The organism is Sporosarcina sp. P7, assembly GCF_002743425.1.
GTDB lineage: Bacteria > Bacillota > Bacilli > Bacillales_A > Planococcaceae > Sporosarcina.
The window spans coordinates 54462-80538 of sequence record NZ_PDZF01000003.1 but is presented as its reverse complement, the minus strand read 5'-3'; the positions used below and the strand labels follow the sequence as shown (position 1 = coordinate 80538).

Annotated in this window: 26 protein-coding genes; 12 read left to right on the top strand and 14 right to left on the bottom strand. The window is 42.5% G+C overall.

Annotation, left to right across the window (positions count from 1 at the left end; genetic code table 11):
- Window position 1 precedes the first annotated feature (1 nt).
- Entirely contained in the window at window positions 2–955 is a 954-nt protein-coding gene (locus CSV60_RS04610; RefSeq protein WP_099631995.1) for a DMT family transporter, read from the top strand.
- A gap of 48 nt (window positions 956–1003) precedes the next feature.
- On the opposite strand, the gene CSV60_RS04605 is transcribed toward CSV60_RS04610, so the two are convergent.
- From CSV60_RS04605 to CSV60_RS04590, 4 genes are all read right to left on the bottom strand, one after another.
- Window positions 1004–1897, bottom strand: a complete 894-nt coding sequence (locus CSV60_RS04605) for a DMT family transporter (RefSeq protein WP_099636110.1) — start codon at window positions 1895–1897, stop codon at window positions 1004–1006.
- A 284-nt stretch (window positions 1898–2181) separates the two neighbouring features.
- On the bottom strand, window positions 2182–3210 hold the full coding sequence (locus tag CSV60_RS04600; protein ID WP_199175239.1) for an ABC transporter substrate-binding protein: 1029 nt from the start codon (window positions 3208–3210) through the stop codon (window positions 2182–2184).
- Between the two features lie 74 nt (window positions 3211–3284).
- Window positions 3285–4064: an ABC transporter ATP-binding protein gene (locus CSV60_RS04595; protein WP_099636109.1), complete on the bottom strand. Its 780-nt coding sequence runs from the start codon at window positions 4062–4064 to the stop codon at window positions 3285–3287.
- 5 nt (window positions 4065–4069) lie between these two features.
- Window positions 4070–4888, bottom strand: coding sequence for an ABC transporter permease (locus CSV60_RS04590; RefSeq protein ID WP_099636108.1), 819 nt, complete (start codon window positions 4886–4888; stop codon window positions 4070–4072).
- A gap of 107 nt (window positions 4889–4995) precedes the next feature.
- Here CSV60_RS04590 and CSV60_RS04585 point away from each other — a divergent pair, with 107 nt between their 5' ends.
- Window positions 4996–5703, top strand: a complete 708-nt coding sequence (locus CSV60_RS04585) for a hypothetical protein (protein WP_099632000.1) — start codon at window positions 4996–4998, stop codon at window positions 5701–5703.
- A 37-nt stretch (window positions 5704–5740) separates the two neighbouring features.
- Here the strand turns inward: CSV60_RS04585 and CSV60_RS04580 are convergent, their stop codons facing one another.
- Together CSV60_RS04580 and CSV60_RS04575 are read right to left on the bottom strand one after the other, a co-directional pair.
- A complete protein-coding gene (locus CSV60_RS04580; protein ID WP_099632001.1) occupies window positions 5741–6019 on the bottom strand; it encodes a hypothetical protein in 279 nt (92 codons plus the stop codon).
- 99 nt (window positions 6020–6118) lie between these two features.
- On the bottom strand, window positions 6119–7198 hold the full coding sequence (locus tag CSV60_RS04575) for an AI-2E family transporter (protein WP_099632002.1): 1080 nt from the start codon (window positions 7196–7198) through the stop codon (window positions 6119–6121).
- 256 nt (window positions 7199–7454) lie between these two features.
- On the opposite strand from CSV60_RS04575, the gene CSV60_RS04570 reads away from it, so the two are divergent.
- Complete coding sequence (locus CSV60_RS04570; protein WP_099632003.1) at window positions 7455–9104, top strand: SLC13 family permease; 1650 nt, start codon at window positions 7455–7457, stop codon at window positions 9102–9104.
- 48 nt (window positions 9105–9152) lie between these two features.
- Here the strand turns inward: CSV60_RS04570 and CSV60_RS04565 are convergent, their stop codons facing one another.
- On the bottom strand, window positions 9153–10346 hold the full coding sequence (locus CSV60_RS04565) for an MFS transporter (RefSeq protein ID WP_099632004.1): 1194 nt from the start codon (window positions 10344–10346) through the stop codon (window positions 9153–9155).
- A 145-nt stretch (window positions 10347–10491) separates the two neighbouring features.
- Between CSV60_RS04565 and CSV60_RS16105 the strand changes: the two genes are divergently transcribed.
- Window positions 10492–10614 (top strand): hypothetical protein, encoded by a 123-nt coding sequence (locus CSV60_RS16105; protein ID WP_255397303.1) that lies wholly within the window; start codon window positions 10492–10494, stop codon window positions 10612–10614.
- A gap of 295 nt (window positions 10615–10909) precedes the next feature.
- On the top strand, window positions 10910–11119 hold the full coding sequence (locus CSV60_RS04560; RefSeq protein ID WP_099632005.1) for a CsbD family protein: 210 nt from the start codon (window positions 10910–10912) through the stop codon (window positions 11117–11119).
- A 199-nt stretch (window positions 11120–11318) separates the two neighbouring features.
- On the opposite strand, the gene CSV60_RS04555 is transcribed toward CSV60_RS04560, so the two are convergent.
- Complete coding sequence (locus tag CSV60_RS04555) at window positions 11319–11786, bottom strand: YflT domain-containing protein (protein ID WP_099632006.1); 468 nt, start codon at window positions 11784–11786, stop codon at window positions 11319–11321.
- Between the two features lie 157 nt (window positions 11787–11943).
- Here CSV60_RS04555 and CSV60_RS04550 point away from each other — a divergent pair, with 157 nt between their 5' ends.
- The 3 genes from CSV60_RS04550 (at window position 11944) to CSV60_RS04540 (ending at window position 13566) form a co-directional block, all read left to right on the top strand.
- Window positions 11944–12243: a DUF3243 domain-containing protein gene (locus CSV60_RS04550; protein ID WP_099632064.1), complete on the top strand. Its 300-nt coding sequence runs from the start codon at window positions 11944–11946 to the stop codon at window positions 12241–12243.
- A 16-nt stretch (window positions 12244–12259) separates the two neighbouring features.
- Window positions 12260–12499 carry a hypothetical protein gene (locus tag CSV60_RS04545; RefSeq protein ID WP_099632007.1) on the top strand — a complete coding sequence of 80 codons (240 nt, stop codon included), beginning with the start codon at window positions 12260–12262 and terminating at the stop codon, window positions 12497–12499.
- A gap of 161 nt (window positions 12500–12660) precedes the next feature.
- Window positions 12661–13566: an EamA family transporter gene (locus tag CSV60_RS04540; RefSeq protein ID WP_099632008.1), complete on the top strand. Its 906-nt coding sequence runs from the start codon at window positions 12661–12663 to the stop codon at window positions 13564–13566.
- Window positions 13567–13792: 226 nt separating this feature from the next.
- Here CSV60_RS04540 and CSV60_RS04535 read toward each other — a convergent pair whose 3' ends face one another.
- The 4 genes from CSV60_RS04535 to CSV60_RS04520 form a co-directional block, all read right to left on the bottom strand.
- Entirely contained in the window at window positions 13793–14422 is a 630-nt protein-coding gene (locus CSV60_RS04535; protein WP_099632009.1) for an alpha/beta hydrolase, read from the bottom strand.
- A gap of 89 nt (window positions 14423–14511) precedes the next feature.
- Window positions 14512–15486, bottom strand: a complete 975-nt coding sequence (locus tag CSV60_RS16195) for a c-type cytochrome (protein WP_099636107.1) — start codon at window positions 15484–15486, stop codon at window positions 14512–14514.
- Between the two features lie 191 nt (window positions 15487–15677).
- Window positions 15678–16355: an ABC transporter ATP-binding protein gene (locus CSV60_RS04525; RefSeq protein ID WP_099632011.1), complete on the bottom strand. Its 678-nt coding sequence runs from the start codon at window positions 16353–16355 to the stop codon at window positions 15678–15680.
- Between the two features lies 1 nt (window position 16356).
- On the bottom strand, window positions 16357–17388 hold the full coding sequence (locus tag CSV60_RS04520) for an ABC transporter permease (RefSeq protein ID WP_099636106.1): 1032 nt from the start codon (window positions 17386–17388) through the stop codon (window positions 16357–16359).
- Between the two features lie 158 nt (window positions 17389–17546).
- Here CSV60_RS04520 and CSV60_RS04515 point away from each other — a divergent pair, with 158 nt between their 5' ends.
- The 3 genes from CSV60_RS04515 (at window position 17547) to CSV60_RS04505 (ending at window position 21120) form a co-directional block, all read left to right on the top strand.
- Entirely contained in the window at window positions 17547–18497 is a 951-nt protein-coding gene (locus tag CSV60_RS04515; RefSeq protein ID WP_099632013.1) for an ABC transporter ATP-binding protein, read from the top strand.
- On the top strand, window positions 18490–20007 hold the full coding sequence (locus CSV60_RS04510; protein ID WP_099636105.1) for an ABC transporter permease/substrate-binding protein: 1518 nt from the start codon (window positions 18490–18492) through the stop codon (window positions 20005–20007). The genes CSV60_RS04515 and CSV60_RS04510 overlap by 8 nt, the downstream gene beginning before the upstream one ends.
- 510 nt (window positions 20008–20517) lie before the next feature.
- On the top strand, window positions 20518–21120 hold the full coding sequence (locus tag CSV60_RS04505) for a hypothetical protein (RefSeq protein WP_099632015.1): 603 nt from the start codon (window positions 20518–20520) through the stop codon (window positions 21118–21120).
- Between the two features lie 51 nt (window positions 21121–21171).
- Here the strand turns inward: CSV60_RS04505 and CSV60_RS04500 are convergent, their stop codons facing one another.
- Window positions 21172–21609 (bottom strand): GatB/YqeY domain-containing protein, encoded by a 438-nt coding sequence (locus CSV60_RS04500; protein WP_099632016.1) that lies wholly within the window; start codon window positions 21607–21609, stop codon window positions 21172–21174.
- Between the two features lie 201 nt (window positions 21610–21810).
- Here CSV60_RS04500 and CSV60_RS04495 point away from each other — a divergent pair, with 201 nt between their 5' ends.
- Window positions 21811–24003, top strand: coding sequence for a DNA topoisomerase III (locus tag CSV60_RS04495; protein ID WP_099636231.1), 2193 nt, complete (start codon window positions 21811–21813; stop codon window positions 24001–24003).
- A 489-nt stretch (window positions 24004–24492) separates the two neighbouring features.
- Here CSV60_RS04495 and proS read toward each other — a convergent pair whose 3' ends face one another.
- Entirely contained in the window at window positions 24493–25929 is a 1437-nt protein-coding gene (gene proS, locus CSV60_RS04490) for a proline--tRNA ligase (RefSeq protein WP_099636104.1), read from the bottom strand.
- Window positions 25930–26077 lie beyond the last annotated feature (148 nt).

Below are 26077 nucleotides of genomic sequence, written 5' to 3'. Positions count from 1 at the left end.
TATGAGGGCAATTGGAATTGGTATACTATCCGCCCTGTTTTTTGCGGTGACTTTTGTGTTGAACCGATCGATGGAACTAGATGGCGGTAGTTGGATGTGGAGTGCGTCTTTGCGTTATTTCTTCATGGTGCCCTTCCTAATGATCATCGTGGCTATGCGCGGTGGTCTACCAGGTGTAAAACGGGAGATGGCCGCGGCACCTTGGCCTTTTTTCATCTGGAGTTTCGTAGCTTTCGTTCTGTTTTATGGTCCACTAACATTTTCAGCCGGCTATAGTCCGGGATGGCTCGTTGCTGGAACATGGCAGATGACAATCGTCGCCGGCGTGTTGCTAGCCCCTTTCTTTACGTTTCAATCCAAGACGGAAACTGGTGAAATACGCACGATCCGTCACCGAATTCCAGCGGTCTCATTGGTAATTTCATTGGTCATCTTAGTAGGTGTTGTGCTAATCCAGATTCCACATGCAGCGAGCGTATCGACGAAAACGATTCTGCTTGGTACATTGCCACTTGTCATTGCTGCGGTCTCTTACCCACTTGGCAACCGAAAAATGATGAATCTAGTAGGTGGAAGGCTTGATACGTTCCAGCGTGTACTGGCTATGACATGGATGACGATACCGATTTGGTTACTGCTAGCGGTTTATGCAACAGCAACTGTCGGCTTGCCTTCTATGGGTCAAGTCGTGCAGTCATTGATTGTTGCAGTCAGTTCAGGTGTGATCGCTACTTCACTATTCTTCATGGCGACGGATATGGTACAACATGATCAAGGGAAACTGGCTGCTGTCGAAGCTACACAGTCTGTCGGATTAATTTTTGCCATGCTTGGCGAGATGCTATTGCTAAGCATGCCCTTACCGGGTGCCCTTTCATTGGTCGGCGTGCTCGTGATTATCGGGGGCATGTCGTTGCATAGTTATCAAACTTCATTGGCAGCAAAGAAAATATAGAAAAGGGTTGTCCCAGAGTCGGTTGATGACTTGCTGGACAACCCTTTTTCAAATGTTACGCTCTTCTACTTGCGTCGGGATTCGTTTTTTCAATAGTTGCGGTCTAACTTCTGACAATAAAATCGCAATGAAGATAATCAGTGCACCTAGGAACATGCGGAACGTCAACAATTCATAGGCGAGGGCCACTGAGAAAATCATGCCCCAAACTGATTCTGTCGATAATATAATGGCTGCTTTTGTCTCTGATAAGTGTTTCTGTCCAACTGTTTGCATCAAGAATGCAAGAGTCGTGGAGAACACAGCTAAGTACAGCACCGAACTTACACCCTTTGGTTCCACGGAGAATGACGTTTCGCCCATTGCGATAACGGTCACGGAGCTGATCACGGCCGCGACAACCATTTGTAATAGCGTGAGCAAAATGGCGTCTTCCGTGCGGACAAATCGTGCCGTGTACAAAATATGAAAAGCGAACATCACAGCACAACCAAGTGTCAGTACATCGCCAATGTTAATAGTAGTAGACCACTGCAACGATAAAACCGCCACTCCGATTAGTGCCAGTACTGCACCAACCCATTCAAATGTATCGAGCTTCCGCTTATACAAAATGAATGCGATCAACGGGACCATCACGACATTTACACCGGTTAAAAATGCATTCTTTGAAGGCGTTGTAAACTGTAAACCTACCGTCTGCAAAGCAAATGCCCCATACAGCAAAACACCAAGCAATGCACCTTTCCATAAAATCGACTGCTCCATCCGAAGCAGACGTTTATGGAAGACGATACTAAGAAGCAGCGCTCCTATGACAAAACGTACGGCCAAAATTTGATACGGTGTATAATATTCCAAAGCGAGCGCACTCATCACAAAGCCGCTTCCCCAGATAATAGCAGTGATCGTCAACCCGATCTCACCTATGTATTTCCTCATGTCCTTCACCAAACTTCCGAATAGTCAGTCCTATTATTCTAGCATGATTTCCAGTCTGATTATAGCTGAATTTATAACGGATACTCCCTTTTTCTATTAGCAGAAAAGCGTTCGTAATACATGTTGACTCTGTAAATGAAATAGCATCCACAATGGATTAAAGCTCCAGCCGGGGACGGCTTCCGGAAAGCAAATACCTATCCTAGCATCCCCTACATAGCAAAAAAAAGAGCCATCACCAGAAGTCACCAACGTCATGACTTCTAGGACAACTCCACTACCTATCAATCTTCGTACACCCCTATTTCCTTAATAGCACGCTCAACAAGTGACGGATCAACAGACTTATCGAAGTCGATCTCACCACGTATAGCCCCATTCGCCTTATACATCTCATACTGTTTCTTAATATCGTCTACAAACATCTTGCCGTTCGGATCGAGCCCCGTTACGAATACCCTCTCCCATAACTCAGGATCTTTCAATGCCGTATGTTTGACCATAATGTCTATGATCTCTTCTTTACCTTGATCTTTAAAGAATGCGTCGTTATAGTCACGCACTCCTTTTAAATAGGCTGCCATGAAGCGTAGCGACAAATCTTCATTGGCCATGAACTTCGGTGAAGCCAATACCATGGCGATTTGTGATTCAGGCGCATAATCGGTGGCATCTCCAAAGCGAACGTGAAAACCTTTATTGATACCTTGCGCGATAAGCGGTTCGATATTCAATGCGGCATCAATCGTTCCTGAATCAATTGCTCCAAGCATTGCACCGAAGTCTGCGATGTGCACATACTCTACATCGTCTTCCGTCAAACCTGCATGCTTTAACATCTCTTCATAGATATAGCCATCAATGGAGTTGCGGGACGATACCGCGATTTTCTTTCCTTTAAAGTCGCTGTACTCTTTGATTTCATCGACCATATGATTACCGATGACAAAACTGAAGTACGATTTGCCGGGCATATTATGACCTTTATCCGCGATGATTCGTACATCAATGCCTTGAGCGATCGCATTAAAGAATGATGCAGTGGAAACACCACCCGCGATATCCACTTCTCCAGCGGCTAGTGCGGGCAACATATCATCGCTGTTTGCAAAATCCGCAAAATCTACACGTATATTATAGTCTTCAAAATACCCCTTTTCTTTCGCAATGTAGAAACCGGCGCCGGAAGCAGCACCATCTTCCGCTATAAATACTTTCGCCTGTTTCTCAAGCGGAGCCAAATCACCCGATGCCGGCTTTCCGTCATTCGTTACAGGCTTCGTAACTTCTTTCGGAGAACATGCCCCCATCATTAATACGACCGACAATACGCCAAACAAACCCGCCTTCTTCACCCATTTCCCCACATCATCTCTCCTTTTATCCCTTATTCTCTCGATTTCTGTACTTCCTCCTGCAAGTGACGCCATATCTCGATGAATTTCGTCGCCATTTCCGGATCTTTCCGAACATCTTCCATCTTTCTCGGCCTTGGCATATCAATAATGATTTCTTCAATGATTTTCCCCGGTTGAGCGCCCATCAACAGAATTCGGTCACTCAGCAACAACGCTTCATCAATACTATGTGTAATGAACAATACGGTCTTCTTCGTCTCTGCCCAAATACTCAATAACTCTTCCTGCAAAATAAAACGATTCTGTTCATCGAGCGCACCGAACGGTTCATCCATCAATAAAATCTCGGGATCATTCGCAAAAGCCCTCGCAATACTTACGCGCTGCTTCATACCGCCAGACAACTCTTTTGGGTACAGCGAAGCAAACCGTTCCAACCCAGTCTTCTTCAAATAAAAGTCCGTTCGTTCATTTATAAATGCTTTTGGCAAGTTGCGCATCTTCAACCCGAAAGCTACATTTTCACGGACCGTAAGCCACGGAATGACACCACGTTCTTGAAACACCATCGATTGTAACGGCCGGTTATTCGTTTCAGACGCAATCGTAAAGCTGCCGACACTCGGCTGTTCAAGTCCCGCCAAGATACGCAACAGTGTCGTCTTGCCACATCCGCTCGGCCCAACGAGACAAACAAATTCACCTTCCGCTACCGTTAGGGAAATATCTTCGAGCGCAATGACACTTCCCTGTTTCTTATAAAATGCTTTCATTAGTCCATCCACCGTAATCTTAGGCTTCCCCTCCATTTCTTTCACCTCCATGGCAATAATTTATTTTGAAGCGCACGCAGTATAAGCGAGAATAAATAACCGAAAAAGGAGATGAGTATTAATCCCACATACATTTCAGGCAATAAGAAGGCTTTATAGGACGTCCATATCAAATAACCGATCCCAGAAGTTGCTCCCATCATCTCTGCCGCCACAATTGTCAATAACGCAATCGCCTGCCCCATCTGAATTCCTTCGAGCATGACAGGAAGTGCTCCGGGAAAAGCGATTTTAAAGAAGAAATTCCACCGACTCGTTTGATAATTACTAGCGACATCCAAATAAATTTTGTCGATATTCAGTACACCCGCCGCCGTATTAATGACAACTGGGAAAAATACACTTCCTGCAATCGTCACGACCTTCGACAAATCTCCAATTCCGAATAAAATAATAATGATTGGCAATAATGCCAACGTTGGAATTGGCATAAGTGCCATAACAATTGGTTGAACGAAATGCCGGATTGGAGAATATAATCCCATCAATAAACCGACAATAATGCCTGGAATGACACCTGCTAAAAACCCGATGAAAATCCGATACAATGAGACGCCAACATGTTTCGCCATCACGCCGCTCACAACCATGTCATAAAAGGTTTGCACAATCGTACTGGGCGGCGGGAAAAAGCGAATATCCAAGATACCTGTTCTCGACATCACTTCCCACAGTACCAGCAGGAATAACGGTGACACAATTGTCAGTAGTTGCTTGCCGCGTTCCTTGCGTTGCCGCAGCTTCCATTCCCTTTGCTCTACCTCGAATGATTTATTGCGAGCCAATTCTTGAGTTTCCACTCTTCACCACCTCTTCACTGCCTATTGTATGTAAAGGCCTAGTAAACTGGTTGGGCAGGTATCACGTTTAGGTTGTTTCCACCAAGTAGTTTGACTATACTGAAGTCATGACTACACTTACAGCAGACCAAATCAGAGAATTGAATAGTTACAGTGTTTACTTGGAACCGCCGGCAATTCCAGTCTTTACGCTGGCAGATGTTCTGGATTCTTCAAAAGTACAGACCATCGTCGAAGTCACTCAGACTATCAGCCAAAGTCCAAATGAAGTCGTGGCCGCTTCGTTCTTCGTACGCCGCCTCGGTATGTTCTTCGCCATGCAACTGTATAATTTAGCGGCATACGACGAAATGTGGAACGGATTGGCAGAAGATCTTCAGTTCGGAGTGCGAGAGGAGTTTGGCAATAAAACCGTCAGCCTATTTATAAATAGCGCAGACTGGGAAATGATAGATGACGAAGACCGGCAAGCACAGATTAAACGTGTACTGGATGATGCACATGCAGTCATTACATCGTTGCGTAGCGTAGTGTCAATATCCCCTCTCACCTTATGGGAGAATGTCTTCGGGTTCTGGCTCTGGCAATATCATGTACTATTGTCTGATCCGGGATCGGAAATGGAAGCAAGGGAAGATGTAGAAATGCTAAAAAACGACACCTTATGGACAGGTATCGCTGATCACTCACGTTTTGCAAGCTATTTAAACGGCTCCGAACCATCCGCTTTATTGAATACGACTGTTCGCAAAACCTGCTGCTTCTCTAAAGATGTACCTGGGTTGATGCGTTGCGGATTTTGTCCATTACACTAAAAAAGCAGGCTTTCGCTCACTACGCGAAGGCCTGCTTTTAACGTTTACGATATGCATGAAAAGATTGTTTAGTCGAATAAATAATACCCATTGCCGCACCGCTATAAAAAAAGCCCATGAAAATTCCGGCAGACAAATTCTTTGGATGGCTAATGAATATTGACATAGCAAGCGCAACTACTGTGGCTACTGTTGAAAGCCAGGCAGGCGACAATTTAAAAAGCCACTTAATGAACAGTACTACGACCAAAACAACTGGTACACCCCATATCGCGTCCCATACATTGGTATGAATAACTGGAAACTCCGTCAACATCCGTTAACACCCTTTCATTTTTGTTAGGATGTGCGGTTTTACTTTATTTATCCATCCAAAAAACCTCTCAGTTCAAAGACCAAGAGGTTAGTACTACCACTAGACATTCTTCGTGGCGGCTTCACTAATTTCTCGTCGCATTTCATAGATGTTCTGCACAATTACTTTACCAACAGCATAAGCAGGTACAGCTACCAAAATACCAAGGAACCCTGCAAGACTTCCCGCTACTAATAATACCGTAATGATCGTCAGTGGATGGATATCAAGTGATTTCCCCATCACGTTCGGCGTAATCAGGTTACTATCGATTTGTTGCGCGACTAACGTAACAACTCCGACCCAAATGACTAATTTGGGTTCCTGTAAATACGCAATGATTAAGGCTGGAGCCACCGCAATCCACGGTCCAATAAACGGAATGATATTCATGAATAACGCGAGAATTGCCAGTAACAAGGCATACTCCAATCCGATGATTGAATACCCAATCAAAATAAGCACTGCCAAAATAGCACTAATTAATAATTGTCCTTGAATATAAGAACGTAAGACCTGATCAATATCTTCCAATGTCTTCTTTACCCATATGCGCCGCTTCCCCGAAAATAGATTGTACACTCTCGGAGCTAGTTTTTCATGATCCTTCAACATAAATAAAAAGAAGAACGGTACAAGTAACAGTAATACTACTGCTTGAACGAATGATTGTACAAATTGTACGAACCATTTGCCGAATGTTACCGCAAAAGTTTGGACGGATTCGATTGCTGAATTTAAGGAGTCCTGCAACCCTTCTGGTAAGTTTTCCTTTTGATTAATCGCTTTATCTTTCAGTTGCTCGAGCTGATGTGTGAGAGCTGGCCCATTGTCTACCAAATTATTTACTTGTTTCGTCACCATCGGTCCAATAATTGCGACTAAAATCCATAAAACGGCTACGAGTATGAGCATAATCGTAATGATGCTTCCCCATCTCGGCATTTTTTTCTTTTCCAAATAGTGTTGGATAGGTACCGTTATGTAATAGAGCAGGCCACCGAAAATTAATGGCATGATAATCGTTTGTACAATGATACCCACCGGTCTAAAGATATAATTTACTTCTAAAAAGAATTTCGTGATCAACAATGCTAGCAATATACCCACACCTGCCTGGAACCACGCCTTTTTCGTCAAATGCTCACTTCCCTTCTATTTTAATTTACATAGTTAGTTCTAGTATACGCGGTTGAACGAACTGTGTCGAAAAATTCTTTTTGTCGCTTGCTATATAATAATTCTTGATTTAAACACTGTTTTGCAACAATATTTGTCTAATTATACGAAAAAGTCTTAATTCCTCTTGTTCAAGTTGTATTTAATAGGTAAAATGGTGGTGTCTTGGAAGATTGCTACTCTTCAAGAAATACAACGTAGAAATGAAGGGATCTTAATGTTACAACAGACTTGGAATCGTCTTTGGTCGTTACATGATCAAGCGAAAGATGTCTTCCGTTTTTTCACTGCGCCTGACTCCTCTGAAATGGTGAGAGGCGGACAAGGCGGAAAGAAGATTGGCGTAAATCATGAAGGGGGAGGTAGAGACTCCCGCAGTTATTCAGCTACACAGCTCATTGGATTGGTGCTTGGTCCATTACTCTTTTCCCTTATTTTACTGTTCTTCAAACCTGCAGATTTATCCGCAGCCGGCGTCGCTATTTTAGCTAGTACGGTATGGATTGCGGTTTGGTGGATTACGGAAGCTATTCCCATTCCGGTCGCTTCCTTGCTACCACTCATATTGTTTCCCATGACAGGCGGATTGGAAATGAAAGACACTGCATCTTCCTATGGAGATGAAACGATTTTCTTATTTATGGGTGGATTTATGATCGCACTCGCGCTTGAGAAGTGGAATTTGCATCGACGAATTGCACTGACTATTATTTCTGCTATCGGAACAAACATGGACAAAATCGTTCTCGGTTTCATGGTAGCTACCGGATTTCTTTCTATGTGGATTTCTAACACTGCCACAGCCATGATGATGGTGCCAATTGGTTTGGCGATCATTACACAAGTAACGATTGCATTAAAGGACGACCCCTCTATCGATACATCAAAAGAAAACTTTGGATTCGGTAAAGCCTTGATGCTTGGTATTGCTTACTCAGCTTCACTAGGCGGGATTGCGACATTGATCGGTACGCCTCCGAATACATTGCTTGCCGGCGCTATCAATAAAATTTACGGCATCGAGTTATCATTTGGTAAATGGATGTTGTTCGGTGTACCGTTTGCTTGGGTATTTATCTTATTGACGTGGTGGTACTTAGTGAAGATCGTCTACAAATCACCAGTCAAAACATTACCTGGCGGACGTGAAGTCATTGATAACGAAAAGAAGTTGCTTGGACGACCTTCAATTGAAGAGATTATGGTCTTCATCGTCTTCGCGCTTGCTGCTTTCTCATGGATTACACGCTCGTTCTTCCTATCGAAATTCATTGACGGCTTAAGTGACGGTGTCATTGCTATTGCTTTTGCGATGATTTTGTTTATCATCCCGTCTGTAAATAAAAAAGGTGATCACTTGCTAGATTGGAACACAGCAGTGAAATTACCTTGGGGTATCTTACTTCTCTTTGGTGGCGGACTAGCTATTGCAGCTGGCTTTGTCAGTAGTGGTCTGTCAGAATGGATCGGTACTCAACTGATTGGGTTGAAAGGTGTTCCTCTCATTGTCATTATTTTGATTGTCACCACATTGGTCATTTTCTTGACGGAAATCACATCGAATACAGCAACAGCTTCTATGATGTATCCAATCATGGCTTCGTTGGCATTGGCACTAAATTTCCATCCGTATGCATTAATGATTGCAGCGGGTGTAGCAGCATCTTGTGCGTTTATGCTACCGGTTGCCACCCCACCGAACGCGGTCGTTTTCGGATCGGGTTATCTACGGATTCCTGATATGGCGAAAGCCGGATTCGTGCTCAATATAGTCGGAGTTGTGCTCGTGACGCTTTGTATTTACTTCTTGCTTCCATTATTATGGGGTATCGACTTACAGACTATTCCAGAAATATTTAAAAACTAAAACAAACCAGCTGCCGGGTATCATTCCAGGCAGCTGGTTTATTATGTACTACGCTTTTAACACGCTACGTCGTAGTCGGATCAACAGTACATAGACAACTGGCACAACAGCTGAAAACACAGCGAGACCCGTCCACCCTGCAAACTGCCAAAGCGGTGTTACTAGCGTACTTCCCGCCGCCATACCAATATAATAAGAAACGAGATACAGGCTTGATGCACTCCCCTTATGATGCGTTGCTTCTTTACTGACAGATGCAGCAGTTAAAGAATGGGCAGAGAAAAAGCCAAGACAGATCACGCAATAACCAATAATAATCAGTGGCAATATAGTTGGAACTGTTAGAAGACAACCGACTGCCAGTAATAGTACGCCTATTAAACGAACAGGATTCATACCTACCTTACTGGCAATCGAGCCAGCCAGCGGTGCACCGATAATTCCAAATGCATAAGCGAAGTAGATATAGGAAACTTCATCAAGCGTCATCGAAAATGGTGAAGTAGTCAAATGAAAAGGTAGAAACGTCCACATGCCGGTAAAGCTCAGCTGGAGTACAATACCAAGCCCAAAGACCATTAGCAAGGCCGGATTCTTTAAATGTACGCCGAAACCTTCCATGTCTTTCTTTATCGACGCCACACTCGGTTCGAAGTAATTGGATTTAGGTAACGTGAATAGTAAGAAGATAAATACCAATACACCTGCGCCCGTTAGAAGTTGAAGGGACAGTTCCCAAGACCAGCGTTCTGCCAAATACCCCGTTACAAAACGACCAAGCATCCCGCCAGTGCCGTTGAATGAAATATACAGAGCAGTCGCCACGCTCACTACCCGCTCATTAATCTCTTCATTGATATAGGCTAGAGCTGCAGCCAATACACCCGCCATCCCAAAGCCCTGTATAAAACGCAATACGAGGATCACCGTAAAAGAATGCGTTAAAAACATAGGAATAAATAAAAGTGCTGTTACCAAAACTGAGATTTTCACAAAAATTGATCTACCTAGCCGGTCAGAGTAAAACCCAAGAATCACCAAACCGAAAATTAGACCTATTGTATTAACAGACATGGCCAAACTGGCAGTAGACACGGAGACATTGAATTGCTTTGTTAAAATAGGTAGCAAAGGCTGTATAGCATACATCGCGGCAAAAATAAGCACTGAAGCAATGCCTAGCCCGATGACAATACGCCAAAATCGAAGCTCGCGAATCGTTGATTTAGCTTGTAAATTCATGATGACACTTCCAGTCCATTAAATGTGAATAATGAAATTATATCACTACACTAAAAGTTTAACAGGAAATTGTAGGAGACAAGTTGAAATCCATTGTATATTCTTTCTATAAAGAGCCATCCTACCATTTGGAGGTGTTAGACAAATGAACAAAATGGCGATGACAGCTGTCGGACTTGGTGCACTTTACCTCATGCGAAATAAGCAGTCACGGGAAAAGCTTATGGAGCAAATTAGTAACCTTTCTGGAATGAACAGTACTCCGTAATGCCAGACATTTGTAAACACCCGAAAAGCCGGAGCCTCTAAAGGTTTCCGGCTTTTCACTTGTTTAGTCACAATATATCGTGCAATATCATGCCCCCATTCCGACTGTTCATCCAAAAGTCATCCGTAACTCATACTTTGAATAACTGGTATCTTGTGAAATGAGGTTATGAAATAATCGGTCAGTAGAATGTGGCAGGCACAATCATGCTGTAACCGTTCCAACAATACTTCAGATGTTTTCTCTTTTTGAAAGTGGGTATTTATATACTAACAGACGAAATGGAGGAGATAATATGAGTAACAAAGATCACGGTACAGAAGATAAATTAAAAGGTATTGGCAACAAAGTCAAAGGCAGTGTAAAAGACACTGTAGGCGATTTAACAAATAACACTAAAATGCAGGCTGAAGGTAAATGGGATAAGGCAAAAGGTACCGCACAAGAAAAAATCGGTGAAGCGAAAGAACACTTCAGTGATGATGAAGCACACCCTAGCAAGTAATACGTGTAGTACGAATATAAAAAAGAAGAGGCTGGGACATAACTAATTTAGCTTTGTCCAAAACCGAATGATAAATACGTTTTTATTATCTAAATACAAAAAACCGAACTATTTTAGAATGCCATGTTAGCATTTCTAATAATAGTTCGGCTTTTTTGGTTGCTGAAAACCTTTTGTCCCAGCCTCTTCTTTTTTACAACTAATCAGTACCTAATCTCGGGCTGTTTGGAATCGGGTTCCCCACTCCTTCATTCGGATCACTATCCAGATTTTCACCGCTTTCTGTTTGCTGTCGAGCACTGTCATGAGGATCTACAGATTGGGCTCGTTCTTCGTCTGTTAGTTGATCGACAAACAAAGCCATGCCGCCTTCTTTTAAATCATTATAAAATGTTTTGGATTCTAGTTTCGTAAAACCCATTTTAATGAAAATCGTCAACATTTCATCTTTACTGTTGAATAAACGGCGCGTATGATCCCAGAGCGACCCTTCCTGGATACCGATTATCTCTATTTCAGAATCACTTTCCAAAACTTTTAGATCATCCCGCACATTGGAAACTACACACATATGATGTTTTTTAAAACCTTTTGCCTCAAGTTCAGTTATTTTATAAAGAACATTATCCACAGAATGAAATGTACCCGCGTATTGTTTATTAGCCATTATTGCACCTCCCTTTCACTATGCTATACTCCTACCCACTGAAGCCTTTTTTCACACATAATTCAAAATACATTACCTATATCTTCACATGCATAAATCATTACTTCCTGTGCAAGCTAGTTGTATCACAATGAAAAGGAGTGGTTGATTGGTGGATATGAAAAATAAGTTGGAGTCTGAAGTTTCAAACATGGGTAATGAAAAGAAAGATCAGATTTTGCAGAACTTCAATCATTTTAAAGGGTATCTCGCTGATAAGGTAAAAAAAGGTGAAATCCTTGGAATGAATGATGAACAATTGGCGAAAACTACAACATTTATTGCCGATTATTTGTCACGTCATGAAGAACCTCGAAACCGTGAGCAATATTTATTACAAGAACTTTGGGATTCAGGCTCTAAAGAAGAGCAACACTCTTTGGCGCATATGCTTCTAAAAATGGTTCGTCAAGCATAATAGGAGGCGATTAGACGTGACGTCAACGAAAAATCCAAGCCCCAAATATCATCCGAACACGTATCGTCTAATTCAGACACATCCTGAAAATCTGCAGACTAACACCGTTAGTTTGTTCGATTTGCATGAAGATATGCAAACAGTCGATTCCATCTCTCTACCCGATCAGCGAAAAGCGCTTATGAAAGAAAAAATCAACCACTCCCCCCGTTTTAGTGGTGGCAGCTTGTCGAATGACTACGGCGCTCCCCACTGATCTACCGATAAAAGCTGTACAGTGAAAATTCCACTGTACAGCTTTTCCCCGTTTATTTGCAGTTATTGTCGCTATTTCCCGGGAAATACGGTTAGTATTGCGCAGTTTGAAAAACCATTTTCATGATATACTATGATCCGATGGAAATGGAGGTTGTACCGATGAAACTGTGGATGTATCCGTTGCTCGTTGTATTTGGGGCTGCATGTTATGGGATTTTATCAACGATTATCAAATTAGCTATTCAAGATGGCTTCACCGCTTCAGAGGCAGTGACGAGCCAATATTATACAGGATTTCTTTTAGCTCTTATTATATTTATTCTAGTTAAACGCGGCTTACCGACAATCCGTGGAAGCTTCCCCGTTCTAATTGCGGGATTATTCACAGCAATTACTGGAACGGTGTATGGGAAAGCCGTTGAATATATGCCTGCTTCCTTAGCAGTCGTATTACTCTTTCAATTTACATGGATCGGCATGCTCTATGAATGTGTATTATCCAAGCGTTTGCCTAAACAATCCGAAGGGGTATCGCTTGTCTTTCTATTCGGTGGAACGATTTTAGCTGCAGGATTGATTGACGTGGATGTAAGCGGGATTCCATGGCAAGGATGGGCATGGGGACTTGCTGCAGCGTTTAGTTTCGCAGCGTTCGTTACAGCGAATCAGCAGCCAGTACCAGGTATGGATGTAGTGACGCGGTTGTTCTTAATGTCGTTTTATGCAGCGATCGCAATCACTTTTTTCCAATCTCCCGAAATTTTATGGAACGGGATGTTAGGTGATGGATTGTGGATTTATGGCACCATTTTAGGTGTATTTGGCATTGTTCTTCCCATCTTCTTATTTTCTATCGGAGTACCGAAAGTCGGCGCAGGCATGTCTTCTATTTTAAGCGCTGTTGAGTTGCCCGTAGCGATTATAGCTTCGATGTTGTTGCTCGGCGAAAGATTAACGTTATTGCAGTTTCTTGGCATTTTCCTCGTTTTGTTCGGGATGACGTGGCCGGCTATGTTGCAACGGTTTGCGATGAATAGGAAATTGCGGTTAAGACGAGCCGAGTAAACGTAAAATTGATCGGCGTCCGAGACGTACACGCTTCATTTTCGGTCAACTGGTCACTCTCTTCATTAGTAAAATACAAGTAAATGATATATCAAACGAGACCCCACTAATTTAGTGAAGTCTCGTTTGTTTCATATTCCGACCCATCCACTCTACGCAATGAAGTGACGGGGAACGGTAGTTGCATAATTGCTTAAAACGGTTTGATGTTCAATGGGTCAACCCCTTATAGTGACCGAATAAACGTCACCAAGTCTTGTTGATTCTCTGACGTTACGCCATGTCCATCATTATATGTTTTGAACGTAACATCCGCGCCGAGTGATTCAAAGTATTCCTTGCTTTCCACTCCAGATTGGGATGGAATTATATAGTCATAGTCACCATGGGAAATGAATACGTGTTGATTTTCCACGGACTGTATTGCGTATTCACTCTTGACGAAATCAGGTACGTATCCACTAAGTGCCGCCACTCCATGGAGTGAAGGTATCAACGTTACACCCAGCGCCTGTGCAAGGGCGGCTCCCTGACTGAAACCGATGACCGTCAAACGCTCAGGATCTAGATCATACTCTTGGATGGCTTCACGAATAAATGATTGGATGTAGACGAGCACTTTATCAAATACTTCACGGACCGGCTTTCCTTCTTCTTCAATTGTGAAAAATGCATAGCCTGGCGCATGAACGACAGGACCCCTCAAACTGAAAATATGATGTGTTTCTTTAAATTCTTGAACTAATTGTGGTAGATCATCTTCATGACTCCCCATTCCATGAAGTAAAAATAGCGCAGGTTGTTTTTCTTCTGACTTCACTGGCTTTGTATGTGTAAATGTAAATGGTGATTTCACAGTCATTCTCCCCTTTTCTCTTCTTTATGCCACTAGTTTACCACAGAAAAAACCGTCTGCCACTATATGCAACAGACGTGTTGAACAGCTTATTTCTTTTCTGGCTTCGCTAATACTTCATCCCAGTTGATAGTTCCATCTTTGATTTGATCACGACGTTCTTTCGTTATTATATCGTTCGGGCGACCACCATCCGGCCAGTCTTTGTCATGATTTTTCCATTCAGGACGATCTTTTGAAAGGATGTACGCCGCCAAGTCACTAGCTTCTTGATCAGTAATTGTGTCTTCTTGACCAACAGGCATGTTGTTCTGAATGTATCCCGCCATTTTAGTCATACGTGCCATTCCTGCTCCATCGTTAAATGATCCTTCACCCCAAAGTTTAGGACCCGTGTTAGAACCAATCCCTTCACCGTTCTCACCGTGACATGCGATACAAGATTGCTGATACACTTTTTCACCGTTTTCTACGTTCGGTGTCGGTAAGTCATCCAGAGTGTTCTTGTTGCGCCAATCTAATTCAGCGCCTACTGGAATACCTTCGGAGATATACGTCATGTATGCGACCATTGCATCTAGGTCCTCATCATCGGCAGCAAATTTTTGTCCGTCCATACTTCTTACCATACAACCGTTAATACGTTCTTCTAGTGTAACCATTTGACCTGATCGTCCGATGTACATCGGATAAACTGCAGACATTCCGACCATGGATGAAACGCCTTCGTCAGTTCCTGCACCTGCGTGACAACTTGTACAAGATAATTCATTCACTCGTGCAAGACCGTCTTCTACCGTAGCTGCCTCAGAACGTAATACGTTAGACGTATCATCGAATAAATCGAAGCCGCGTTTGATTGCTTCCCCTTCTTTTCCCTCTGGAACGTCATCCATTGAAGGCGGGTTGTGTTGAATCCCAGCAATCTCTTCTGTCGGTGCTTCTACTTCAGAAACTTCTGTTGCCTGGTCTTTGTTAACACGCATTTGGTTGCCCATAAATGCTATGATAACCAAACAAACTACGACAATAAAGCCTAGGGCTAGTCCCGTTGCTCTTTTCATGTCCACTCCTCCTTTTTCACCATCTTATATATTCCATATTTAACCTACCACACATCCCTTTATCAGTCTATTCAATTAATGACTGATATCCTTATGTCAGTTAACCTTAAAATTTATGGTGTAAGTAATTCTAAAGCCTAAATACTTTATGACAAAAAGTAAACAGCCGACGGCAAGATGCCGTCGACTGCTTATTCTACTATATAACCATCACGCATCGTAATAACCCGATCAACATACGATAGCATTTCTTCGTCATGCGTCACCATCAATGTCGTTAAATGTAATGTACGTGTTAGTTCCCGCAATAATTCCATCACACCTTTTGAGCGCTTCGTATCAAGACTTGCAGTGGGTTCGTCTGCAAACAATATTTTCGGATGATGGATGAGCGCACGAGCAATCGCCACACGTTGACGCTCTCCTCCTGATAAAGAAGAAGGATAAGCATCTTTGCGGTGCTGCATTTCAACTAACTTTAACATCTCATCTATTGCTTTGGCCTGTTCCTTTTTACTCGTTTTCGTTTCTGCTACGTCAAGCATCAACTGCAGTTGCTCTTCCACCGTCAAAAAAGGAACCAAGTGGGAAGACTGAAAAACAAATCCGAAGTCTGTTGCACGAACATGACGAACCTCTTCCTGACTCATCTTCGTCATGTCACTACCTTCAAATAAAATCTCACCGCAAGATGCTCTTTGCAAACCTGCTGCAATTGTCAAGATTGTTGATTTTCCAGAGCCAGAAGGGCCAATCAACGCGGTAATTTCCCCTTCTTTCAACGACAAATTCACACCTTTTAATATTTCTTCTTCAATTTCTCCATTGGAAAACGTCTTTTTCACTTTCTCAATAGTAAAGGCAGACATATTACATCTCTCCTTGTTGAATCGCTTGAAGCGGTTCAATATTTTTCACTTGGATTCCTGAAATTGTAGCACCAATAAAACCGACCGCCATAAATACTGCTGACAGCATCCATACTGTATCCATTGTTAAGTGGAACGGCATGCCTTCTGGGGCAACAAAACTGAATGCTTGGCTGAGCGTAATGGACAATGCGAGTGAAATAGCGGTAATGACTAACATCTGATACCAAATCATCTTGAATAACGAAATTGTCCTCATACCAATCGCTTTCAATATGCCGTACAATCCGATCTTCTGAACATTCATCATATAGAAGAAAATCGCAAACAACATACCACTGATGATGACTAGGAACCAGACAATCATATTCAATGACATCTGCTCTGCACTGTAGCTCGGAATAGCATTTAAAAACTCTTTATTCGAGAAAGAATCCAGTGCACTCAGTGTTGGTGCTTCTTCACCTGGAATGAAAATCGTCTGCATTTCCATCACACGATAGATTTCTTGGTAGTTCGTCATTCCAATGAATGCAACCGGTGCGTGACTGTATTTCTGCTGGTCAACAAATCCTTTTACAATGAATTCTCCACTAAATTGATTGTTAGTTAAGACGTCACCTACTTCAATACCGTTTTCTTTCAAAGAGCTATCCAGAACGATTTCCCCGTCTTTGACATTTTCAAATAGCCCGGACTCAGTAGAAGCAACGAATGCTACACTATGCTGCTTATCTTCCGCATCGTTGACAAATCCCATCTGAACCGAAAATGCGGTTGCATTAGGATTGTCCATAAGTATTTGCTTTTGAATCTCTTCGTCTATTTTTGAGAGATTATAGGTACTGTCTGCATCTTTACTTAGATAAAATTGTCCGTCGGGTAAATCTTTTATTAGCGCAGCATTGTCCTGAGATAATCCATTTGCTAGTCCTGAAATAATAAACGTCAAGAAGCTGACAAGAAATATAATAGATCCGAGAATCAGAAACTTGGCTTTGCTTTTCTTCATTTCTTTCCATGCAATTTTCATATGAACGCCTCCGTGTTATTCTTTATACTCACATCTTATCTTACGAAGATGAACGGAGAATGAACGGCATATTACAATGCTTTATTCTTTTTAAAGGTATATAACTTCCTATTTTTCTGACACTATGTGAAAATCATAATAAAAAGGGAGGGATTTCGATGATTCGTTTTGAAGATGTTTCAAAGAGTTATGATATGTCACGCTTAGTCGTGGAATCGGTGAATTTAGAGATTCAGCGCGGGGAGTTTCTTGTACTGGTCGGACCCAGTGGTTGCGGGAAGACCACAACGCTTAAGATGATCAATCGACTGATCCCACTTACAAAAGGTACGATTTGGCTCGATGGCAAGCGAATCAGTGACTATCCAATCCATGAGCTCCGTTGGCAAATCGGCTATGTTTTACAACAAATCGCCTTATTTCCCCATATGACAATTGAAGAAAACATTGCAATTGTTCCCGAACTGGTCGGGTGGAAAAAGAAAGACATCCGCGCACGTGTAACGGAACTACTTGAAATGGTCGGGCTAGATCCCAAAGTGTACCGAAAGCGTAAACCGGATGAATTATCAGGCGGTCAGCAACAGCGAGTAGGTGTCGTACGTGCACTGGCGGCAGACCCAGATATTCTATTGATGGATGAACCATTCAGCGCACTAGATCCAATTAGCCGTTTGAAACTGCAGGATGATCTGCTAGATTTGCAAAATAGAATCCAAAAGACCATCGTATTCGTCACGCATGATTTACAAGAAGCATTTAAATTAGGTGATCGTGTCTGTATCATGAATGAGGGCAAGATTGAGCAAGTTGCAACACCGCAAGAAATCCTCACCAAACCTGCGTCACCATTCGTGCGCGAATTTACAGCATCAGCCGTAGCCCGCACATTTTCCATTGCGGATCATATAGAAGAGATCCCGACAGATCTATCGCTCGCTTTTGCAATTCCAATTGATTCTGAATGGGGGCCACTCTTGCAGTTCTTGGCTTCTGATGATCAAGTTGCGATTAAACAAGATGGACAAGTTATTGGTATGGTTACCCGAAAAGGAATCCTACATTTTCTAGCGGAGCAGTCACTGAAAGGAGGAATATCTCATGAATAGTTTTCTAGATGTTCTTCAAAGTCGGCGCGCTCAATTACTGGAAGCTCTGATCGAACATATTCAAATCTCATTAATCTCCTTATTAATTGCGGTACTGATTGCTGTTCCACTTGGCATCTATTTGACAAATCGGCGAAAAATGGCGGAATCTGTCATCGGTGCAAGTGCTGTATTGCAGACGATTCCTTCCCTTGCACTACTTGGTCTATTGATTCCCTTATTCGGTATAGGGAAAATACCCGCAATTATAGCGTTAGTCGTCTATGCGTTGTTGCCCATTTTACGTAATACATACACGGGCATTAAAGAAGTAGATCCTTCACTTAAAGAAGCAGCGACTGCGATGGGAATGAATACCCGAAAGAGGCTGATGAAAGTTGAATTACCGCTCGCAATGCCGATCATCATGGCAGGTATCCGCACTTCGATGGTATTGATCGTCGGAACTGCAACATTAGCGGCTTTGATTGGCGCAGGTGGTCTAGGTAATTTGATATTGCTTGGTATTGATCGTAATAATCCATCATTAATTGTCCTAGGCGCTATACCTGCAGCGTTACTAGCACTATTCTTCGATTACCTACTAAAGATATTCGAAGGGCTTTCGTTTAGGAAAGCTATTACCGCATTTGTCATTTTCGTTATTGTAGCAGTCTTGATGATAGCAGCTCCATTCATAGGCGGTAACTCCAAACACGAATTAGTCATTGGGGCCAAGCTTGGCGCAGAACCTGAAATTCTTATTAATATGTATAAACTATTGATTGAAGACCAAACGGATCTCTCCGTGGAATTAAAACCGGGGCTCGGTAAAACGTCATTCGTCTTCAATGCACTGAAATCTGGAAGCATCGATTTGTACCCGGAGTTTACAGGTACGGCTATATCCGAGTTTTTGAAGGAAGAAGCCGTCAGCAATGACCGGGACGAAGTGTATGAGCAAGCGCGAAAAGGACTAGACGAACAATTTAATATGACATTCCTGACACCGATGTCCTTCAATAATACGTATACACTCGCTGTCTCCAAAGCATTCCAAGAAGAGTACGGACTTAAAACAATTTCTGATCTAGCCGCAGTTGAACAAGCCGTAAAAGCGGGCTTTACTCTTGAATTTAATGACCGTGAAGATGGATACCTGGGTATACAAAAGCTGTATGGCATTACGTTCCCTTCCATCCAAACGATGGAACCGAAGCTGCGCTATCAGGCTATAGAGGCAGGCGAAATCAACTTGATGGATGCCTATTCGACGGATAGTGAGCTACGCGAATATGATTTGTCAGTTCTAGAAGACGACAAAGAACTGTTCCCTCCGTATCAAGGCGCGCCATTGCTTCGCAAAGAGACATTAAATAAATATCCCGAACTTGAGGAAGCGTTAAATAGCCTAGCCGGAATCGTGACGGACGATGAGATGCGTGAAATGAATTATCAAGTGAACGCGGAAGGTGCTAGTGCGAAAACAGTAGCAGAGGCATTTTTGAAAGAACAAGGTTTGTTGGAGTAGTTCGGAAGGTATGACCGTTGTACGTATTGAGCGGTTACAGGGCAGGTATGAGCGCATACGGCGTATGATAGAGCGCGTGTGTACGCTGATAGAGCGCTTGGACACCGCCTTAGAGCGGTTAATCGAACATTATGATCGCTTATTCGGTTTAATGAGCGAAACGGAACAGCCCTCTCCTACTTACCAAGGCATCTATAAAACTAAAAACAGTCGCTGGCAGAAATATGCTGGTGACTATTTTTAGTTTATTTAATTAATCCATCCACGCAACATGTAGGTTGTTGACCCCATCATAACGCGTGCACGCCCGTCGCGTATGAACTTCTCTACCTAACCCGTCATATTACTACGGCCACCTGACACCCGCAACAATTCATCTCACCTTTTTAGTTAACTAGTATGTATTTATTAAAAATAGATGGGTTGCTTTTACATATTCGGAGTGCCCAATGGCTTCAGACAATACTGGAAAATGTTATAATAAAATATATAGATAAGGAGGCATATGCGATGAAAAAATGGATGAGTATAGCTCTCTTAAGTTGCATATTATTTCTAAGTGCCTGTGCAGCAACCGATACGAATAAATTGACGATGCCTGAACTTACGGATCGTGAAAAACAAATACTTGAAACAGCTGCTAATACTTCATTTGTCTTTGATTATACAGCAGATCAAAACTACAAAAAGGTAACTTTGTGGGTAGAGAAGTACAAAAAAGGTAAGAAGGTTGCGGAACCGATCAGCGAATTATCTACTCCACTGCCTGGTGAGTCGACGAAGGGTAGTATCGTTTTGACGGTCACACAAACTCTCGAGAAAGAATTATTATTCTCCGCAAGTGTTAGTGACGCTAAAGGCTCTGCGAGTGTGAGTAATCAAGATGAACTTAAGAGTATGGATGACATGGCGACTCTATTTAATACCAATCCACAAGAAGGTTTACTTCTTTCGGACAACATGTTGTTGGCCGGTATCATCTACACATCTACGACAGAAGGTTCACCGACTAGTACGTTATCTAACGATTTTTATGAACAAAAAGAAGGCTACTTGGACGAATTAAAAGAATACGATGTAGTTTACGTATTACGGGCTTCGTTTGAAAAATAAAAGAACTGGATGACAAGTACACGACTTGTCGCCCAGTTCCCGATTGGTAATTCAATTCTGCAAATACTCTTTTACTGCCTGCGAAACAGTCTTTCCTTCTGCACGACCAGCAACTTCCTTCATTACAACGCCGATTGTCTGCCCCATTGATGCATCGGTTGGAATGCCTAATGATGCTATCAATTCTTTTACTTCTTCCACATTCATCTGCTTCGGCAAATAAGATTCGACAATCGCGATCTTCGCTTTTTCTGCTTCCACGATGTCTTCGCGATTGGCTTTTTGACCTTCTTCAAGCGATTGTTTGGTTTGCTTGAGCTCACGCTGAACGATTTTGATTTCTTCTTCAATCGTCAGTTCACGCTTTAGATCTAGTGATTCATTCTGTAGACCTGCTCTCAATAAATTGATGACACCTTTCTTCATTGTGTCTTTTTCCTTCATTGCTGTCCTTATATCGGCCATTAAACGATCTCTTAGTTCTGACATTGAAATCCCTCGTTTCTATAGTGTTACTTACAGTATACAAAATAATCCTGCGTTCAGTCTTGTATTGTCACTCCGCCTTAATTGACGAAAGTAGCGGTCTGGTTTACACTTTTTAGTAAGTAACTTCTTCATTTAGCGTAAGGCCATAAACCTTATCTATTGGAGGAGTTTTTCGACATGTATAAAAAAGGAGTTCATTATATGAAAAAAAGTGTAGTACTCGCGGAAAAGCCTTCCGTGGCGAGGGATATTGCCCGCGTGCTGAACTGCAATAAAAAAGGTAACGGCTATTTAGAAGGCGATAAATATATCGTGACATGGGCTCTTGGACACTTGGTGACACTCGCTGATCCAGAAAATTATGATACGAAATTCAAGACGTGGAAACTAGATGATCTACCGATGATGCCCAAGGACTTGAAACTTACCGTCATCAAACAAACGAGCAGACAATACAATGCCGTAAAAGCACAACTACTTCGCACGGACGTTTCAGATATCATTATCGGGACAGATGCTGGACGTGAAGGAGAATTAGTCGCACGTTGGATTATTGAAAAAGCGAAAGTTAAGAAGCCGATTAAACGTCTATGGATTTCATCCGTAACGGACAAAGCAATTAAAGATGGTTTCGCTCAGTTAAAACCTGGTACAGCTTATGAAAATTTATTTGAAGCTGCAGTCGCCCGCTCTGAAGCTGATTGGTATATCGGTCTCAATGCCACGCGCGCACTGACAACCAAATTCAACGCACAACTGAATTGCGGACGTGTGCAGACGCCTGTCGTTGCAATTATTGCACAGCGTGAAGAGGAAATTAACACCTTCCGTCCTAAAACTTTTTACGGCATCGAAGCACAGTCTGACTCTAAATTAAAACTGACATGGCAGGATGCAAAAACAGGCGATACCCGATCATTTGACCGTGATAAACTATCTGCCATCGTCCAAAAAGTGGATGGCAAACAAGCTGTAATTGAAAATGTCGAGAAGAAAGCGAAAAAGACATTCTCACCAGGTCTATACGATTTAACTGAATTACAGCGTGATGCCAACAAAATGTTTGGCTACTCGGCAAAAGATACACTAAACATCATGCAGAAATTATATGAACAACATAAAATACTTACCTATCCACGCACCGACTCTCGCTTCCTTTCAAGCGATCTCGTTGCAACACTTCCCGAGCGCTTGAAAACTGTCGGTATAGGCGAATATCGTGCACTTGCGAATAAAATATTGAAGAAACCGCTGAAGACGAGTAAGTCCTTTGTTGACGATAGCAAAGTATCCGATCACCACGCAATCATTCCGACAGAAGAAATCGTATTACTCGACAAATTGTCCGATCGCGAACGGAAAATCTATGATCTGGTTGTTAAGCGATTCTTAGCCGTTCTGTTCCCAGCACATGAATACGAACAACTAACGGTTCATGCAAAAATTGCAGACGAACGATTCACAGCACGCGGAAAAACCATTTTGGCCGCTGGTTGGAAAGAAGTTTATAATAACCAATTCGATGAAGAAGAAACTGAACAGGACACAAAAGAACAATTATTACCTAAGCTCGTAGCAGGCGATAAGCTAGACATCAAACTTATCAAAGAAACTTCTGGACAAACGAAGCCCCCTGCCCGATTCAATGAAGCTACATTATTATCTGCAATGGAAAATCCAACGAAATATATAGGTACACAGGATAAGAAACTTGCTGATACATTGAAATCCACAGGCGGACTAGGAACCGTGGCAACGCGTGCTGATATTATCGATAAGCTCTTTAACTCATTCCTGATCGAAAAACGCGGAAAAGACATCCACGTCACGAACAAAGGAAAACAGTTGCTCGAATTAGTACCGGATGAATTGAAATCTCCTTTGCTGACAGCGGAGTGGGAATTGAAACTAGAGAAGATTGCAAAAGGTCAGCTGAAAAAAGAAGATTTCATTAATGAAATGAAGGACTATACGAAGGAAATTGTTTCAGAGATTAAAGCGAGCGAAGCGAAGTTTAAGCACGATAATATTTCTACGAAAACATGTCCAGACTGCGGCAAGCCGATGCTTGAAGTAAATGGCAAGCACGGCAAGATGCTCGTTTGTCAGGATCGTGAGTGTGGTCACCGTAAAAACGTCTCCCGTGTCACGAACGCACGATGTCCACAATGTAAAAAGAAAATGGAGCTACGAGGCGAAGGCGACGGGCAGATCTTTACATGTAAGTGTGGTTATCGTGAAAAACTTTCTACGTTCAAAGCGCGACGTGAGAAGAATTCAAAAGGTAAGGTCAACAAGCGCGATGTGCAGAAGTATTTAAAGAAAAACAATGATGATGAGCCTGTCAATAATCCATTTGCAGATGCTTTGAAAGGGTTAAAGCTGGACGACTAATATCAAAAAAGGCTGGCTATTGTATTGAGGTGGGGATTGAGTGCGAAGATGTGCTCCTAACGTTTCGCTTTAACTCGCAAAAGCCCTTCTACGCGCCAATCCCTTACAATATGAGTGATTGATACTTTTGGTTGTGCATTAAAGTAAATGCTGTAATAGCTTTTGAACTTCAGTACTTGAATCTAAATAAGTTAAGGCAAAAAAATAATTCTCATACTACTTACAGTGAGTGATCCAAGTACCCGCACTATCAATGTAGAATGGAAGCGGAAGTTGGTGGCGCCTACCGATGGATCAGCCCAATCAGGTGAGACAACCAAAAGAGAGCGCAGCGAACTGGTTGGCTCACCGCGGGTCCATGGGAAAGCGTCCGCCAACTGGAGCTTCAATCCCCAACACAACACCACTTCACTCTCTACAGTATTTGTACTTTAAATCACTAAAAAAGCTGTCCCACAAAACTTCGTGGGACAGCTTTTAATTTCTTTATTAGTAAGCTCTTGCAAACCAAACCGTATGCTTCGACTCATTTCCACAATTAATACATGTGGATTTCTCTGCCGGTGGGTTGAATGGAATATTACGTGTTGTAAACTTTGTTTCATCTTTGACATGTTCTTCACATGCGTCATCTCCACACCAGCCTGCAAGGATCCAGCCTGGAGTTACTTCGTTTGTCGCACTATCTTCAATATGCTTCTGCAACTCATCCAGCGTATCGATGTTCGTATGGGAATGTTCGTCACGGAACGTACGAGCATTTTCAAGCAATCGCTTCTGCATCGTCTGTAGTTCTTGCTCGATGCTCGCTACAGCTTCAGTCAGGTCAACTGCTACTTTCTCGCCGCCGTCACGCGCTTTCATTAATGCTTGATTGTTATCAAGATCACGTGGTCCTAGTTCTAGACGTACTGGAACACCTTTTAATTCATACTCATTAAACTTGAAACCTGGAGACTGATCAGAATCGTCTAAACGAACACGAATGCCTTTAGATTTCAATTCAGCGTAGATTTCGTCCAGCTTTTCCATGATGGCAGGATTCTTCTTCCAAGGACCCACTGGGATCAGCACGACTTGTGTCGGTGCAATGCGCGGAGGTAATACAAGACCTTGCTCGTCACCATGTACCATGATAACAGAACCGATCAAGCGTGTGGATGTCCCCCACGATGTCGTATGCACGAACTGATGCTTATTTTCTTTTGTTAAGTATTTGATATCAAATGCTTCCGCAAACTTTGTTCCGAGGTAATGTGAGGTTCCGGCTTGTACTGCTTTACCATCTTTCATCATCGCTTCAATCGAGAATGTATCAATAGCACCCGCAAAACGCTCCGATGGTGTTTTCTGACCGTCATATACAGGAATTGCAAGTAGGTCTTCTACAACTTCTTTGTAGATTTCCAACATTTGCATCGTCTCATGGCGCGCTTCTTCTTCATCTACGTGTGCAGTATGTCCTTCTTGCCATAAAAATTCTGATGTCCGAATGAATGGTAACGTCTTTTTCTCCCAGCGGAATACGTTTGCCCACTGGTTGATCAATACAGGAAGATCACGATAGCTCTTGATCCAGTCGGAATACAAATGACCAATCATCGTTTCAGACGTCGGACGTAGCGCTAAACGTTCTTCCAATTTCTCGCCCGCGGCTTCTGTTACCCAGGGCAATTCTGGAGAAAATCCTTCGATATGATCTTTTTCTTTTTCAAAAAACGACTCCGGAATTAGCATGGGAAAATATGCATTACGGTGACCCGTTTCTTTAAAACGACGATTCATTTCATCTTGAATATGCTCCCAGATTTCATAGCCGTCCGGTTTAAACGCGATACATCCGCGCACTGGTGTATAATCCATTAAATCCGCTTTCTGGATTGTGTCGATATACCATTTCGTAAAATCATTTTGCTGATTGCTCATTACTTCATTTCCTCCTTAGTAAAAACCGCACTCTTGTTATTCCATACTGTTAATCATATAACAAATCAAGCATTCCTACAATTGAATGCCGTCATAATGCTTGTCCGACATCATCAATACCACAAAAAAACTGCCCTCACTCACGAGG